The following is a 15568-nucleotide window of genomic DNA, read 5'->3' on the forward strand; positions in this document are numbered from 1 at the left end:
GCTCACTACCTTAAAGGCCACTTCGGGACTGCCCGAGCGCAGGCCAGAAGATGTTTAAGCAGCGAAGTCGATGGATTGATCGGAGGATCAAACTCCCTATCGTAAGAGGGTCTTCCGCCCTGCTCCAAAAAAAATCCCTGCACCTGCGGCCGCGCCAAAAAAGCCGCCATTTTACCACACCCTTTCCATTAACACCGTATCGATGCGCCTGCCATTCACCAAGCCGATACCGACCTGCGTGCCCACCAGACGAAATCCGTAGCGCTTATGAAAACGAATGCTGCCCGAGTTATTCGCCCATATTTTGGCGGTCAGGTGCCGGTATCCCATCTCGTCTGACAGGGGGATAAGCTGATCATATAGCTTGCTTCCCAAGCCACACCCGGTTTTATTCTGTGCCAGAAAAATAGTTACTTCTCCGGCCAGGCAGTAGCCTTTACGATCACTATAAGGTTTCACGTAGGCATATCCAATAACCTCTTCCTGCTCATCGACGCCTACGAAAACCGCCATCTTTTCCCCGGTGATGATCGCCAAATAATCTGCTGCCGATCGAGGATCGAGCACCATAGTGGCCTTTCCCAGGTAGGAATTAAAGATTGCAGCGAGAGGGGCAGCATCAGCGTCGGTAGCGGGGCGAATTTTCATCATTATTCTTAATCCTCAAAGGTATCAATAATGCCCAAATAAACATCATCGAAATGAGTTGTTTATCGCTGATAACCAATGTACCAATCCTCCTTAAAATCCGGATCGATCTGCTTAAGGTGATGGACCAGGTGGAATAGGTAATCTTCGATAAAATAGCCCAGGCACGAAGGTGCTCCGTCTGGGAACGGACGCATGGCCATGGTGGCAAAAGTGTGATCCGTTGTTTGCCGGTTCAGCAGCTCATCAGGCAAGTTGTTCAGCAGCTGCCCCAAGTGGCTTTGGACCACAAAAAAGGTACTGACCACCTCCCTCGCATCTTGTTCCTGGTAGCCATTGCGCTCCACCCAGGCATTTTGATCGTAGCCCGGAAATCGCAAATGGTCCTGGTCAGCCGCAATCAGAAAGCGGCCATGATTGTTGTAGGCCGAATCGATCAGGTGACCAAGAATTTGCTTAGGGGACCATTTGCCTGGTGCCGGCTGGCGGCTCATGGCATCATCATCGAAGGGAGCGAGCATTTGGGCGGCGGCGCGCAGGATGCGGTCAAGGGTTTCAGAAGCAAGGTTCATGGCAGCTAAGGTATCGCATTAATTCAAAAACAAGTTCTACCTTACCAACAGTCCAATAGTCCAATAGTCCAAACCACCAACAAATGCTCCACCACCGCGTCTGTAACCTTTGCGAAGCCATGTGCGGCCTGGAAATCGAGCACGACGGGAACAAAGTCCTTTCCGTTAAAGGCGATACAAAAGATCCCTTCAGCCGCGGTTTTATCTGTCCCAAAGGGGCAAGAATAGCCGAACTTCACGAAGACCCCAACCGCTTAAAGAAGCCGCTTCGGAAACGGGAGGACGGCAGCTGGGAAACCATTGGCTGGCAACAAGCCATTGATTACGCCAGCGAACGGCTCAACGCGGTCCGGAAAACACATGGCCTCGACGCCGTAGGTTTTTACTTTGGCAACCCGACGGTACACAACTACGGCATCATGTCGTATACCGGGGACTTACGTCGGGCACTGAAATCGAAGAACGTTTTCTCCGCCACCTCCATGGACCAACTCCCCCACCAGTTCATGGCCCACCAAATGTTCGGCCATACGCTGCACCTTGCGGTACCCGACATTGACCGTACCGATTATATGATCATCATGGGCGCCAACCCGAGTGTTTCCAACGGCAGCCTGATGAGTACCGGAGGGGTAAAGCCAAAACTAGCCGCCATCCGCGCCCGCAACGGGCGCGTCCTCGTCATCGATCCCCGCCGAACGGAAACGACCAAACAAGCCGACGAGCACCACTTCATCCTGCCTGGAACAGACGTTTACTTTCTCTTAGCCCTGCTCCACGAAGTATTCGCTAACGGCTGGGTAAAACCGGGTCACCTCGCAGGCTTGCTCAAAAACGAGGCCGAACTCAGGGAGTTAGCCAAGCCGTTTACTCCGGAGGCCGCAGCCGCTAAATGCGGGGTTCCCGCTACCGAAATCCGACGCATTGCCAGGGAGTATGCCACCACCGACCGGGCAGTCATCTACGGCCGGATGGGCCTCTCCACGCAGGCCCACGGAACCCTGTGTAACTGGCTGATCCTGGTCATCAACCTGCTCACCGGGCATCTCGATCAGGAAGGTGGCGCCATGTTCACCACCCCGGCGGTTGACCTCGTAAGACGAAAGAAATTTAAGCAAACTTATGGACGGTGGCACAGCCGTGTGCGCGGCTTACCCGAATCCGAAGGAGAGTTACCGGTAGCTGCACTGGCCGAAGAAATCCTCACGCCGGGAGAAGGTCAGGTTCGGGCCATGATCACCCACGCGGGCAACCCGGTGCTCTCCAGCCCCAACGGAAAGCAACTGGAAGAGGCCTTTGCCAAGCTCGACTTCATGGTCTGCATCGATGTTTTCCTCAACGAAACCACCAGTCATGCCGACCTGATCCTGCCGCCGGCAGCCTTTCTGGAGGTCGATCATTATGACTTCGTCTTCAATCACCTGGCCACCAGCAATAACGCTAAGTTCTCCCAAGCCCTGTTCAAACCAGAAGCTGGCCAATGGTACGACTGGCAGATTGCTAAAGCTTTAATTGAGCAACTGGCACCCTTCAGTGGCTACAAACTCTCCAGAATGTTTCGCTGGAGCACCCCAGCCAGGTTGCTGAATCTGGGCCTGCTCACTGGCCCTTATGGTAAATGGAGCAGCATCAAAAGGCTGTTCTCCGGGCTAAGTCTGCGCAAGCTGAAGAATACCCCACACGGCATTCATCTCGGACCACTCCAACGACGCCTGCCCGAAATACTGATGACGCCAGACCGAAAGATCAGCCTGGTCCCGGATTTTGCTGTGGGGGAAGTTCAACAACTAGCTGACGGGCTTACTGCAGACGTTCCTGCTCCTGACGAGCACGAATTCCTCCTCGTTGGTCGTCGCCATCTCCGCTCCAACAATAGCTGGATGCACAATGCACCCGGCCTGGCGAAGGGAAAAGACCGGTGTACGGTCCAGGTCAGCGAGGTAGACGCTGCCCGCCTGACCATTACTCCTGGCCAGGAAGTAACCGTTATTTCCCGGACGGGCACCATCAGAATACCAGCGGAAGTGACGGATGAAATGATGCCTGGTGTCATCAGCATCCCGCATGGTTTCGGGCACCACCGCAAGGGGACCCGGCTTGAAGTAGCCGAAGCCTCACCGGGTGTCAGCGTAAATGATATTACCGATGAAAAACTGCTGGATCCGATTACCGGGAATGCGGCGTTTTCGGGGCAGCGGGTGCGGATTTCGACGGAGTGAAACGTATATCCTAACATGTTCGAATATTAAAATACTCAGTATTTCAACTTCCTACCCAAAAACATCAGCCGAATGAAAAATGCAGAAGAAGTTATTCATCAGTACGATCCGAAGCGGATCGTTGACGCTCGAAAAAGTAAGGGTTACAGCCAGGAAGAGTTGGCTTTTGCTGCGGGGTTATCTTTGAGAACCGTCCAGAGAATTGAAAAAGGGAGCGTCCGACCCAGGCTTTATTCCTTAAGATCTTTAGCCGAGGCGCTTGACTGCGCACCTGATCAATTCAGGCAGGCCCAGGAATCAACGCCCTCTTCCTCGAAAAGGACAGGTATGAATTGGATGACTTTGTCCGTGTACAGCGTTGTAATTCTTCCGTTCCTCCCGATGCTCTTACAAGCCATACTTTGGCACCGTGCCAAGGATATAACGGTAGAAGAAGACCTCCGATACCGCGAAAGCTTACATTTTCAGGGGCGATGGCTGGCTGGATTATTGATAACTCTATTTGCCCTTCCCCTCGTAACCCAACTACTTACCGGCCAGGTGCGTTACGGCGATTTCCCACTAGCATCACTGATTTATCTATTATTCGTGGGGATTAATCTGGCCAGTACCTTTTCCCCAAAGAGAAGTCAACCTCTCCCTGACGCAATGGCGTAAGAAAGTCGCAAGCGTGACGCAAGGTTTCCAGTCAGCCTGAAGGTTCTTTGCCTCTGTAACTAAAACGGAGCATCTTGAAACGATCACTCATAACCATTGGCCTCACCGTGCTGTGTACGGCAATTATCATCCTTGGCCTATTTGAACTACAGGCACAACTTAATCAACTCCAACCAGATGAACAGGAAGTTATTAATTCGAGCATCTTGGAAGAAAAACGCCAGCTACAGGTACACCTCCCACCTGGCTACACAGAAGACACTACCACCACTTATCCACTATTATTGGTCTTAGACGGAGGTTCAAAAGACTTCACCCTTTCACAAATTGGCGATGTTCTTACGACTGCCGGGGCCATGCCCTCAGTAATCACGGTTGGCATCCCCAATACCAATCGGAACCGGGACCTGACACCTCCCTTCTGCGCCCAGGAAACCGGAGGAAAAATTGCCGGAGGAGGGGATAATTTTTTAGCTTTCATCATAGAAGAAGCTCTTCCGATGCTTCATGGACGGTACCGAACCAACGGTGCACAAATGTTGGCTGGCCACTCAAGAGCAGGGCTCTTTACCCTCTATGCACAACTAGAGCGGCCAGACATATTCGATGCCTATTTTTGCTTCAGTCCCGCTTTCTGGCGTGATGACCATGCCATTGTTGCGTATGCCGAAGACGCCTGGGCAACGGCCGATAGTATTCCAGCCTTCCTGTACCTTAGTTTAGGTACCGAGGAGAATGACAAAATGCGAAAGGGTTATGAGGCCATTACGGAATTACTTAAAAATAAACCAGTTCCGGGATTAGTCGTGGTGCACAAGTACACGCCTGGAGCAGATCACCAGAGCAATACTTACCTGTCCGCTCCCGCAGCACTAGGTACCTGGGGAAAATACGTCCTTAATAACGCCAGGCAGCTAGAATAAGCAGCAGGTTTGATTTTTCACCCACCTAAGCTTATAGAATGTGCATTTAGCAGGTACCCTTAAATTTGGTCCATGCTAAAGTACTTTACCTTCTTCCTTCTGCTGACCACGGCATCAATCTCCGCCCAGCAGTATCCGGACACACTGTACACACCATTCATTGCCCAGGCTGCTTACCCTCACGGGGAAGGACCCCGGGTTACATTCGACAAAGGTCACAATAATTTTGGTGCAGACGTCAATGGCTATGCCGCCCTGGAAAAGCTACTCGAGCGGGACGGGTACAGGGTTAGCACTTCTACCCATAATTTCGGCACACTCAAATCCCTTGAAGGAACCGATGTACTTGTCATCATCAACGCGCTAAATCAGGAGAATGTCGGAACCTGGGCGAGACCAATCTATTCTGCCTTCACGGACAAAGAGATCAGTACCCTCGAACAGTGGGTGAAACGCGGTGGAATGCTCTTGATGGTCGGAGACCATATGCCCTTTGGCGGTGCGGTTAAGGCGTTGGGGGCTGCCTTTGGCTGTGAATGGGTAGATGGCTTCGGGAGAATCCAGCCATATTTCTGGCCGCCCAGCCACTTTGAAGGTCCGGAGATGGTCAACGCACAAAGTCCGGTCATCTCTGGCTTGCAGGAAGGCGAGCAGGTCAGCAGGGTTGCCACCTTTACCGGTTCGGCCTTCAAAGCGCCACCCGAAGCCATCGTCGCGCTGGCTTTCCGCCCGGAAAACACCTCCGTTCAGCCGGACACCGCCTGGCGCTTCAAGGAGCATTCCCCGGTGATATCGTTGGAGGGGCATGCGCAAGGCGCCACGCTTGACTACGGCAAAGGACGCGTTGCTTTTTGGGGCGAAGCGGGGATGCTGGCGGCACAGATTTTCCGACAGGATTGGAAAGCGGGCTTCAATTCTGTTTACGCCCCTGAAAATGCACAGATGGTGCGCAATTTGTTTCATTGGCTGAGCGGGGCGAAGTTGCCGTTTACAACGCCGGTGAAGCAGCCAAAAGCACCTGCAAAAACAGCGTTGGCTACAGAAATTGAAGCGCGGCTTCAGGCCATGCAGAGGGCTTATGAGGGCGGAGATCTCCTGACCGTTTCCTATTTCTATGATGAAGATGCTGTGGTTACCGGAGATGGTTTTCAGATTAAGGGCAGGGAAGCCATTGATAAGTACTGGTTCAGTTTTCAAGGCCTGACGGAAAGCTGGCAACTGGATAGTGATCTGGTTTACGGCACCGGTGATCTGGCTTACCAGCTGGGCAAATCGAGCATATCTTACCGTAATCCCGGATCGGACAAAGTGGTGACTGATGTTACCCGTTTCACGCTGGTCTGGCGGAAGAACTTTGCGGGCAATTGGAAGATTGTGTCGGATCAGTATGCCAAAGAGTAGAAGTGGGTATTTTTGGGGGCGCGGCCGCAGGTGCCGGGTTAAGGGTTTAGAGGAGCAGGGGAAGAAGGAACGGACAACTCCCCCGTTCCCCTTTCTGCCCTTCAACCTTTTCTTTGCACCCGCGTCCCCGCCAACTAATTCAGTAAACCATTATCTTCGCGGTTATGAACAAAATAGCGCTAACCCTGCTCGTTTGCCTGAGCAGCCTCACTACCCTACTCGCACAGAAAGAAATCGATCGTTCTCTGCCAGAATTCCACTTTAACCAAATGGACCTTGCCGGGGAGATGCATTTTCTTGCCTCCGACTATCTGGCAGGTCGCCGGACCGGAAGCGTCGGCAACGAAATTGCCGCACAATACATCGCCGCTCAGCTTCGTGCCTTCGGTTATGCACCAATTAATGGCGACAGCTACTTCCAACCCGTTCCGTTGATGAGCACCTCAGCCCCGTCAACGGGTAAACTTATGGTTGACGACCTTACTTTCACCCAAATGGCCGATCTGTTGACCATGCGTGGACCAGCCGCCAGTGCGGAAGGCAACGTTGTCTTCGCCAACTACGGTTGGGTCGACGCTGAAACCGACCACAACGATTACGAGAAACTTGATGTGAAGGGTAAAATTGTCGTTACCCGTGCCGGTATTCCCGGAGACGTAAGCCAGGGTGGTGTCTTCCGCGGTATCCGCGAAAAGTCGGCCATGGCCGCAGCAGCCGGTGCCGTTGCCATCTATGAAATTTATAGCCTCCCCTTCCCCTGGGGTGCTTTCAAGAACTACCTCGGTGGCGACCGGATGGGCCTGGACGACGGAGCACCTGCTTCCACCATCCCCTACGGTTTTATTAAAGTACAAGACGACTTCGTAGAGCGCCTGCAAGCCAAAAAGAAAGGACTTAAAGGCAGCATGAGCAGCTCAGGAATGCAGATTAAGAAAATCATGAGCCACAACGTAGGTGGTATTCTGGAAGGCAGCGATCCTGCGCTCAAAGATGAGTACATGATCATGACGGCCCACTTCGACCACGTCGGCGTAGGCAAAGAAGGTGGTGGTGCTTACACCCCCCAAGACAGTATCTTCAATGGCGCACGTGACAATGCTTTCGGTACCATCTCCCTGCTTTCTGCCGCACGGGCTTTTGCGGAAGTTCGCACACGCCGTCCCATCATCATCCTTGCCGTAACCGGTGAGGAAATGGGCCTGCTCGGCAGTAAGTGGTATTCAGAAAATCCACTGGTTCCCCTTGAGAAGACCATCTTCAACTTCAATACCGACGGTGCAGGATATGACGACAAAACCAGCATTTCCCTGATTGGTGCCAACCGCACCGGCATCGATGACCAGGTACAGGCTGCCGCAATGACCTTTGGTAAAAAAGTGATCAACGACCCCGCTCCGGAACAAGGCCTGTTTGATCGTTCCGACAACGTCAGCTTTGCTGCTAAAGGCGTACCCGCCCTGAATTTCTCCCCAGGCATTACCGGCTTCAGCGACGAACTCTTCAAGTACTACCACCAGGTCACCGATAATCCAGAGACCATCGACATGGAATACCTGAAGGAGTACTGTCAGATCTTCACCCTCGCTGCAAGGATGATTGCCAACCGTGAAACACGCCCTGAATGGGTGGAAGGCGATAAGTACAAAGAAGCGGGAGATAAGCTTTACGGCACCCGGAAGTAGGATTGAGGACTCAGTTTTTAGGATTCAGAGCTCAGGGCTCAGTTTTTAGGGTTCAGTCGTTAGTATTCAGGATTCAGCCATGATAGTGAATCCTGAATACTAACGACTGAACTTTAAAAACTGGGCCTTTCCTTTGAACGTCGCATAATTACCTAAACCACAGGTTATTGGTAAGTCACTTTAAAAACGCCTTAGTTTTGCTGCTTTAGTACTCTTTCAAGACGTTGGTCTCCCCCGTTGTTTCTGAAAGTACTTCGTGTAACTGGGTAGGAAACTGCCATACCAACGACCATCCATGAATCGACTTTTTCTGAAACTAGGCGGTATTATTCTCGCCTTACTACTCGTAGTTGGCACAGCTTATGTGGTGGTAACCAGCTACATTAGTGAAGACTACATAGCTGAGGTTAATCAGCAGCTGTATGGTGGTATTGCGGAGCATACGGTGTCGGAGGTCAAACCATTGGTAAACGGACAGGTAGACACCTCCCAAATACAGGAGATCATGCACTCCATGATGGTCATCAACCCAAGCGTTGAGGTTTACCTGCTGGAGCCGAATGGCGACATCATCACCTATGTAGCCCCCTACAAGCGCGTTCAACTGGAAAGGGTTGACTTGCGCCCGGTCAAAGCGTTCATTGCTGCAGATCCTGCGGATCGGCCCTTGATAAAAGGCGATGACCCTCGCCATCCTGAGAAGTCCAATATTTTTTCTGCGGCAGAGATTCGGAACAGCACCGGAAAGCTCGAAGGTTATGCTTACATCATTCTCAGTGGTGAAGAGCAAGCTTCTGTGACGGGTCCGCTGGCCTCTTCTTACATGTTGAAGTTGGGCAAGAACCTCTTCTTTCTGAGTTTGCTTGTTGCTTTCTTGATGAGCCTGCTGGCTATCCGGTACCTCACGCGGAATTTGCGTCGCATTGAAACCGCCGTTCAGCGATTTCAGGAAGGGGACTATGAAGCAAGGATCGATACCGATAACCGTGGAGAATTTGCGGTAGTCAGCAATACTTTCAACGCCATGGCAAGCCGGATCAACGCCAACATCAACGAAATGAAGTCTTTGGATCAGCTACGACGTGAATTGATCGCAAACATCAGCCACGATTTGCGTACTCCCCTGGCCATCATTCAGGGCTTTGTCGAGACGCTGATCATGAAAAACGATACCATGCCCCCGCCCGACCGGGAACGTCACCTCACGACCATATTCAACAGCTCCGAAAGACTTTCAAGCTTAATTAGTCAGCTTTTCGAATATTCTAAGCTGGAGGCAAAGCAAATCGAGCCCCAAAAGGAAGCCTTTAGTGTTGGCGAATTGGTACAGGATATTGCTCAAAAATTCAGTGTTCTCGCTAAAGACAAGAATATTGCCATTGAGGTAGAACGCCCTGCGGACCTCCCCAGGATTTTCGCCGACCTGGGATTAGTAGAGAGAGTGCTGCAAAACCTGATGGACAATGCGTTAAAATTTACTCCGGTTGGTGGCAAAGTCACGATCAGTATGGCAGCTGACCGGCACAACGTTAAGATTAGCGTTGTGGATACCGGACCCGGAATTCCTGAGGCGGACCTTCCATTCCTATTTGATCGTTACCGTAAAGGAGCCAGAACCAGTTCGGGAAAAAACGTCGGAGCAGGCCTGGGATTGGCCATTGTGAAGAAGATTTTGGAACTCCACGACCAAAGTATCGAGATAAAAAGCCGTGTAAAGGAGGGAACAAGTTTTATTTTTGAGCTTCCTCAGCAGTCGGCAAAAACAGCTTAAGTATCTACAAATCAGCAACTTAAAGCTATAACGCTTGGTTTAGGCAGACGTAATAATTGAACAGAATCATAAATAAATAGTCGTGACGTTGGAATAAGGACTACCTTCGTGCATTATTTAATTCCAAAAAATTGCAAGACAATGAATGAAGGAACCGTAAAATTCTTTAACGACAGTAAAGGTTTCGGATTTATTACCCCTGACGAAGGCGGCAAAGATGTGTTCGTACACGTCAGCGGCCTAGAGGACGATATCCGCGAAGGCGACAAAGTAAAATTTGACGTTGAAGAGACCAAAAAGGGCCCTGCGGCCATTAATGTGGTACTCGTATAATATCGTTTACAGGCATATATACCTCGTAAAAGTGAGCCCCGCTGGATTAGATCCGGCGGGGCTTTCTCGTTGTGCATCATCCCTGTGGTACAATGAGAAACATAAGTCATCCCATGCAGCATTGCGACGATTGCGGCCTTTACAGTATTAGCGTGCTTCTTAGAGAGTACGATGTAGGTTAGTTGCTGATCATACTCAGTTTGTTCTCCACGTAAGTTTGTCTTCTTGACCGACTGAAAGTACCTTTGCGCGCTAATCTCCCTGACATGCTCTATCTCACACGTCGCGAAACCTTTAATGCCGCTCATAAACTTCATGTTCCTGATTGGAGTGATGAAGAGAACCTTCGGGTCTTTGGCAAATGCTCCAACCGGAATTGGCACGGGCACAACTATCAATTATACGTAACCGTTGCGGGAGAACCAGATCCCATAACTGGTTTTGTTATGGATGCTAAAGCGCTGTCGGTTATTGTCAAACGTGAAATTGTGGACCAGGTGGACCACTCCAATTTCAATATCGATGTAAAATGGATGCCCAAAGGCTTGCAACCGACCACTGAAAATATCGTAAGGATTTTCTGGCAACGCATCGAAACTCAGATCAACGAGCAGGGCGCAAAACTGTATTCCATCCGACTGCAGGAAACTGAGAACATTTACGCGGAATATTATGGTCCGGCAGGACGACCATAGATTCTTCCCTCAATTGCCCCACTACACCGTTTCGTCCTGTGCCATAACCAGCGCAGCAACTATCCTACCTCCTGGGGAGTTCATCAGTTAACCTTCCCGCCACCAGCAAATCAAAACCAAATGTCCTTTAGCCAACAACTTAACTACGACGAGGCAACTACCGAAAAACTCTCCGGCAATTTTCAGGACATCATCGCCGGCGTTGGTGAAGATGCCACACGAGAAGGATTGCTTAAGACCCCGGAAAGGGCTGCAAAGGCCATGCAATTCCTCACGCAAGGTTACGATCAGGACGCCGAAGCGATCCTAAAGTCAGCAATGTTTGCCGAAGATTATTCAGAAATGGTAATCGTGAAAGACATTGAGCTGTACAGCCTTTGCGAGCACCACTTACTTCCCTTTTTCGGAAAGGTGCACGTAGCTTACATCCCCGATGGTTACATCGTCGGCCTAAGCAAGATACCCCGGGTAATCGATGTTTTCGCCCGCCGTTTTCAGGTACAGGAAAGACTTACCGACGAAGTACTGCAAGCCATTCAAAAGACCCTTAACCCACTCGGCGTTGCCGTTGTCATCGAAGCGCGGCACATGTGTATGATGATGCGCGGGGTACAGAAGCAAACCTCCGTCACGACTACTTCAGCGTTCACCGGTGCGTTTAAGGCGGAACGGACTCGAAATGAGTTTTTGAAATTAATTACTAATTAGTAACCAGGAGTTAACTCCTTACTAATTGAAGGCAACCACCAGTAATGACCTCCAAACTAAGGTTATAGAAACTTTCATGGGCTAGAAGTTTGTTAGGATAAAAAACATCTTTGTCCCATGCCACTTTCGCAAGCAGCCTTAAAGTCCCTGGTCCACGACGCCTTTATTGATACCCCTTTTCCTGCAGATGGCTACGACATGTACGCCGCCCAGACCGACGATGATTACGGATCCCCCATTTTTACTACGCAGCACCTTCCCGGCCGTAAGTGGTACGAACTCACCGTTGCACAGATGAAGGATTGCTACGCTGCCTTTAGTTATTTGCGTCCGGAAGGATGGCGGCACTTCATTCCTGCTGCAATAATGTTGGAAATTGATGAGATTGACACCAACATCGACGCATACTACCAACTACGGGTACCCAAAGGAGACTTTTCTGCCAAATTGAAGGAAAATCACGCTGCGCTGAACCGCCAGCAGGTGGAAGCGGTCATCGCATTCCTGGATTTCAGCCACCGCCGCGCCACCCAATATCAACATGATCAATTCAGGAAAGACTACGCCGCAGTAGGTCTTAAATACGTGGAGGGTATGGAACCCATCCATCATTTTCGTGACCTGGCGGGCATGTTAAACTACTGGCAATTACGGCTGGCTGAAATTAATTAACGACCATCCCCTCCAATTCCTCCCGAATCTCCTGATGCGTCCCCTCCAAAATAGCCAGGTTTTTCTCCTCCCGTTGCAGCGCGTCATCAAAGCGGCCGAAGTTACTTTCAATCCGGTTGCGGAGGTTGGTGATGTAAGCCTTTAGCTTCTCCTCCAGTTCAGCGGATAACTTGCTACGGCCAACTTCAATTTCTGCTTCGAAGCCATCCACGATCCTGCGGCGCTTACCGCGGGTACTAAAGCCAGCAAAGAGGACACCGACGGTGGTAAGGATACCTCCCGAAATGTCAAAGACTGAGGCAGAAGACAAAGCCATCAAAACGACACCAAGTGCGGCGATTCCACTGCCAGCAGCAAGGTTCGGCGTCAGGTTTTCGCGATCTGCGAAAATCTCATCGTCGGTAAAGTTTTCGGTTTTGGAAACGAACCGATTAAATTGATCCTGCAAATCCCGGAGCACATTCTCGCGGCGTTCGGCAATGTCGCTGAAGATGGCATGGTCGTTCTTCAGAATGGTTTCCGAGTTACGGATCTTCAAATCGATCATTTTCACCATCTGTTGAATGCTCTCCGCGAGGTCCACTACATTATCGTTCAAGCGGGCACGAAGCTTAGTATTCAGATCAGCTTCCAGGTCTTTAGCCAGGTCTCCCAGCCACGTTTTAGCGTCGGGTGTGCTGCCGAAGGTGGCACTAAACGAACGTTTCATCAGGCCAAAAATACTCAGGCCGCCACGGAGTTCTTCCAGTTTGGCACGGGTAATGTTATCGTAGGTATGTAGCAGATTTTCGACCATCAGATCCACCTGCTTATTACTCTGTCCGGTCTGCTCCGTAAGCGTTTCCTGAATTTCTTCTCTGAAGTGAGTGTCCGCATCAAACTGCCGGCGACGGAGCAGTAAACCGTCGGCGATCCGCTCGTTGATGGTCTGAGCAGTGATGATACTATTGTTCAGTTTCAGGGCCGGTGCTCTGCCACCGGTGATGTTGTCGGTGATAAATTTGCGCAAGGGGCCGTAGCCGCTGTCGGGATCCCCTTCGTCTTCGGCTTTGGCGCTAACGGCAAATACATTCGGGTTATCGACGCCTTCCTTACGTGCTTTCTCAGCTACGCCTTCCAGGTTCACCTCTAACTCGTTAGCGCTGGCCAGGTCTTTTTGCTGCAGGACGAAAATGGTCTTTTTACGCCAATCTCCGTGGATGTATTTGAAGAAGTCCCAGGCAGATTGCCGGTAAGGGTTCTTTGCTTCAAAGACAAAAACGATCAGGTCACTGGCCGGAATAAATTGCTCGGTTATCTCCTGGTGGTGTTCCACGATGGTGTTCGTACCGGGAGTATCTACAATGGCGATTTCCCGGAGAATGTCTACCGGAAGAAAGATCTTTTTCAGGTATTTATTAACCACTACTTCCCGCCGTTCTTCTCCGTAAAGGATTTGCTGGATGGTATCCGTCATCGGCTGGGGTGCAGCTTTGGTGATCTCCTGGCCGGTGGCCAGCAAAGCATTAATAAAGCTTGATTTGCCCGCCTTCACTTCGCCTACGATAACAAACATGAAAGGTTCGAAGATCCGGTTTCGCAGTTCACTGACGGTTTGGGCCATCTCTTCGTGCCCGATACGCAACGTCAGTTCGTGTAGGTTCTTGATTATTTCCTCCAAGCGGGCACGTTTGGCCTGCAAGTTGGCGTCAATGAGCTTTGGCATAGATTAGTGGTCTGGTGATCTGGTCGTCCTATGAAGGACCAAGTTACTACAAGACGAGGGACTGTGGGGAGGGTCACGTTTTTTGGGCGGGGCCGCAGGTGCCCTGGCAGGGTCAAAAGGAGCAAGGGAAGAAAGGAGGTGGCCCTGCCCTTCACTTTAGTTCTTTCTTGCTTTTGCCCTTTCTGCCCTTCCACCTTTTCTTTGCACCTGCGGCCCCGCCCCCTGCCCTATCTTTCCCCATCATATGAACCACCTTTTCGATAAGCACTACACCAGCGAAATTTTTCATGAGCTATGCAACAAGCATGGTATCCTCCCAGAGAATACCATCCTGATCAAGGAGGACAGCAACCTCATTTACGATTGTGGAGACAGCATCCTGCGGGTTTCCCATTCCGCCATCAGGAGTGCTGGCGACATGGACGTTGAACTAGATTGGTTAGATTTTCTTAATCGTGAAAAAGTACCTGTGGTACGGATTATACCCTCCTTAGCCGGTAAAAAAATGGTTTCGGTCGGAGACCTGAACAAACACTTCACGGCAGTCCGGTTCGAGAAGATAAAAGGAAGCCGAATAAGTGGGTCCACCTGGAACGTGGCGCATTTCCAGAAACTGGGTAAGCTAACGGGGCTGATCCACCGCACAGGCCAGGCATACCGGTTCAAAGACTACTTCACTTACAGCCATTGGGACGAACTCATAGAATGCAGCTACACCAATATTCTTCCCATTGACAAGCGGGGACTCCAGCAACTGAATCACCGCCTCGTAACTGAATTTCGCAGTTACCCCCGGGATACTGAAAATTATGGACTCATCCATAATGACATCCACCACGAGAATTACCTTTTAATTGGCCAACGCAATAAGATCGTCTTGTTTGACTTTGAGGTAACCTGTCAGTCCTGGTATATTTACGAAATCGCCACGGCGCTGTACTACGCTTGTCTGGTAGGTCAAAAGCGAAATAATCTGAAATTCGAACAGGTCTTCCTCCGGAATTTCGTTAAAGGATATCGGAAGGAATATGATCTTCCGCCAGTAGATTTTGAGGTTGTCTTGAAATTCATGCTCTATCGCGACTTGTTTCTTTATGGCTACGTAGCAAAGATGTGGCAGCAAAAGGAGGTGCCGCAGTCAACTCGGAATTACCTTGACCTGATTGACACGTCAATCGCGGTGCGGCGGGGGCGATTAGGGATGTGAGCAATTTTGTTCCCCGGCACTTGTGCCGGAAGTACCTTACCGGCACAAGTGCCGGGGAACAAGACTGGCCTTATCTTTCCCCCATGAGAAACTTGCTTTTGTTGGCCAGCCTTTGTCTGCTAACCTGCTGCGCGGACACGCTTCCTCAGTCAGCTCCTGCACCTGCCGTATCCAATTCGGCGGATGTATCCTTAGTCGTACTCGGCAACGTACAGGACGCCGGCTCCCCCCACATTGCCTGCCGGAAAGATTGTTGCCGGGAACTCTTCGACAACCCCGATCCTAAACGTCAGGTAACCAGCCTGGGCCTCATCGACCGAATAAGCGGCAAAACCTACCTGTTTGAGGCCAGCCCCGATTTTCCCCGGCAAGCTA

General features: G+C 50.9%; 14 protein-coding genes and 1 pseudogene. 12 read left to right on the forward strand and 3 right to left on the reverse strand.

Annotation, left to right across the window (positions count from 1 at the left end; all coding sequences use genetic code 11):
- Positions 1-171: 171 nt before the first annotated feature.
- Both B036_RS30660 and B036_RS30665 read right to left on the reverse strand, forming a co-directional pair.
- Complete coding sequence (locus B036_RS30660; protein WP_020571091.1) at positions 172-651, reverse strand: GNAT family N-acetyltransferase; 480 nt, start codon at positions 649-651, stop codon at positions 172-174.
- Positions 652-710: 59 nt separating this feature from the next.
- Positions 711-1220, reverse strand: a complete 510-nt coding sequence (locus B036_RS30665) for a DinB family protein (protein WP_020571092.1) — start codon at positions 1218-1220, stop codon at positions 711-713.
- 83 nt (positions 1221-1303) lie between these two features.
- Between B036_RS30665 and B036_RS0122945 the strand changes: the two genes are divergently transcribed.
- From B036_RS0122945 to B036_RS0122990, 10 genes are all read left to right on the forward strand, one after another.
- The gene (locus B036_RS0122945) at positions 1304-3439 is read left to right on the forward strand and encodes a molybdopterin-dependent oxidoreductase (protein ID WP_026232271.1); all 2136 of its coding nucleotides are present in this window, start codon (positions 1304-1306) and stop codon (positions 3437-3439) included.
- A 72-nt stretch (positions 3440-3511) separates the two neighbouring features.
- Positions 3512-4096 (forward strand): helix-turn-helix domain-containing protein, encoded by a 585-nt coding sequence (locus tag B036_RS32550; RefSeq protein ID WP_020571094.1) that lies wholly within the window; start codon positions 3512-3514, stop codon positions 4094-4096.
- 74 nt (positions 4097-4170) lie between these two features.
- A complete protein-coding gene (locus B036_RS30675; RefSeq protein WP_020571095.1) occupies positions 4171-5019 on the forward strand; it encodes an alpha/beta hydrolase in 849 nt (282 codons plus the stop codon).
- Between the two features lie 72 nt (positions 5020-5091).
- A complete protein-coding gene (locus B036_RS0122960) occupies positions 5092-6420 on the forward strand; it encodes a DUF4440 domain-containing protein (protein WP_020571096.1) in 1329 nt (442 codons plus the stop codon).
- Between the two features lie 164 nt (positions 6421-6584).
- Entirely contained in the window at positions 6585-8102 is a 1518-nt protein-coding gene (locus tag B036_RS0122965; RefSeq protein WP_020571097.1) for a M28 family peptidase, read from the forward strand.
- A 295-nt stretch (positions 8103-8397) separates the two neighbouring features.
- Positions 8398-9873, forward strand: a complete 1476-nt coding sequence (locus tag B036_RS0122970; RefSeq protein ID WP_020571098.1) for a sensor histidine kinase — start codon at positions 8398-8400, stop codon at positions 9871-9873.
- 141 nt (positions 9874-10014) lie between these two features.
- Positions 10015-10206 carry a cold-shock protein gene (locus B036_RS0122975; RefSeq protein ID WP_020571099.1) on the forward strand — a complete coding sequence of 64 codons (192 nt, stop codon included), beginning with the start codon at positions 10015-10017 and terminating at the stop codon, positions 10204-10206.
- Between the two features lie 266 nt (positions 10207-10472).
- Positions 10473-10901: a 6-pyruvoyl trahydropterin synthase family protein gene (locus tag B036_RS0122980; RefSeq protein WP_020571100.1), complete on the forward strand. Its 429-nt coding sequence runs from the start codon at positions 10473-10475 to the stop codon at positions 10899-10901.
- 120 nt (positions 10902-11021) lie between these two features.
- Entirely contained in the window at positions 11022-11609 is a 588-nt protein-coding gene (gene folE / locus B036_RS0122985) for a GTP cyclohydrolase I FolE (RefSeq protein WP_020571101.1), read from the forward strand.
- Positions 11610-11726: 117 nt separating this feature from the next.
- Positions 11727-12281, forward strand: coding sequence for a DUF6714 family protein (locus tag B036_RS0122990; protein WP_020571102.1), 555 nt, complete (start codon positions 11727-11729; stop codon positions 12279-12281).
- On the opposite strand, the gene B036_RS0122995 is transcribed toward B036_RS0122990, so the two are convergent.
- Positions 12274-13986 (reverse strand): dynamin family protein, encoded by a 1713-nt coding sequence (locus tag B036_RS0122995; protein ID WP_020571103.1) that lies wholly within the window; start codon positions 13984-13986, stop codon positions 12274-12276. The two genes, B036_RS0122990 and B036_RS0122995, sit on opposite strands and share 8 nt — an antisense overlap.
- Positions 13987-14230: 244 nt before the next feature.
- On the opposite strand from B036_RS0122995, the gene B036_RS0123005 reads away from it, so the two are divergent.
- Both B036_RS0123005 and B036_RS33770 read left to right on the forward strand, forming a co-directional pair.
- The gene (locus B036_RS0123005) at positions 14231-15193 is read left to right on the forward strand and encodes a phosphotransferase enzyme family protein (RefSeq protein WP_020571105.1); all 963 of its coding nucleotides are present in this window, start codon (positions 14231-14233) and stop codon (positions 15191-15193) included.
- 83 nt (positions 15194-15276) lie between these two features.
- A pseudogene (locus B036_RS33770) lies at positions 15277-15568 on the forward strand (MBL fold metallo-hydrolase); the annotation flags it as partial.

The organism is Neolewinella persica DSM 23188 (assembly GCF_000373105.1).
In the GTDB taxonomy this organism is placed as follows: Bacteria; Bacteroidota; Bacteroidia; order Chitinophagales; family Saprospiraceae; genus Neolewinella; species Neolewinella persica.

Bases quoted from the DNA above. Each gene is read 5' to 3' on its own strand.
- B036_RS30660 (WP_020571091.1), bottom strand. From the start codon at position 651: ATGATGAAAATTCGCCCCGCTACCGACGCTGATGCTGCCCCTCTCGCT.
- B036_RS30665 (WP_020571092.1), bottom strand. From the start codon at position 1,220: ATGAACCTTGCTTCTGAAACCCTTGACCGCATCCTGCGCGCCGCCGCC.
- B036_RS0122945 (WP_026232271.1), top strand. From the start codon at position 1,304: ATGCTCCACCACCGCGTCTGTAACCTTTGCGAAGCCATGTGCGGCCTG.
- B036_RS32550 (WP_020571094.1), top strand. From the start codon at position 3,512: ATGAAAAATGCAGAAGAAGTTATTCATCAGTACGATCCGAAGCGGATC.
- B036_RS0122960 (WP_020571096.1), top strand. From the start codon at position 5,092: ATGCTAAAGTACTTTACCTTCTTCCTTCTGCTGACCACGGCATCAATC.
- B036_RS0122965 (WP_020571097.1), top strand. From the start codon at position 6,585: ATGAACAAAATAGCGCTAACCCTGCTCGTTTGCCTGAGCAGCCTCACT.
- B036_RS0122970 (WP_020571098.1), top strand. From the start codon at position 8,398: ATGAATCGACTTTTTCTGAAACTAGGCGGTATTATTCTCGCCTTACTA.
- B036_RS0122975 (WP_020571099.1), top strand. From the start codon at position 10,015: ATGAATGAAGGAACCGTAAAATTCTTTAACGACAGTAAAGGTTTCGGA.
- B036_RS0122980 (WP_020571100.1), top strand. From the start codon at position 10,473: ATGCTCTATCTCACACGTCGCGAAACCTTTAATGCCGCTCATAAACTT.
- folE (WP_020571101.1), top strand. From the start codon at position 11,022: ATGTCCTTTAGCCAACAACTTAACTACGACGAGGCAACTACCGAAAAA.
- B036_RS0122990 (WP_020571102.1), top strand. From the start codon at position 11,727: ATGCCACTTTCGCAAGCAGCCTTAAAGTCCCTGGTCCACGACGCCTTT.
- B036_RS0122995 (WP_020571103.1), bottom strand. From the start codon at position 13,986: ATGCCAAAGCTCATTGACGCCAACTTGCAGGCCAAACGTGCCCGCTTG.
- B036_RS0123005 (WP_020571105.1), top strand. From the start codon at position 14,231: ATGAACCACCTTTTCGATAAGCACTACACCAGCGAAATTTTTCATGAG.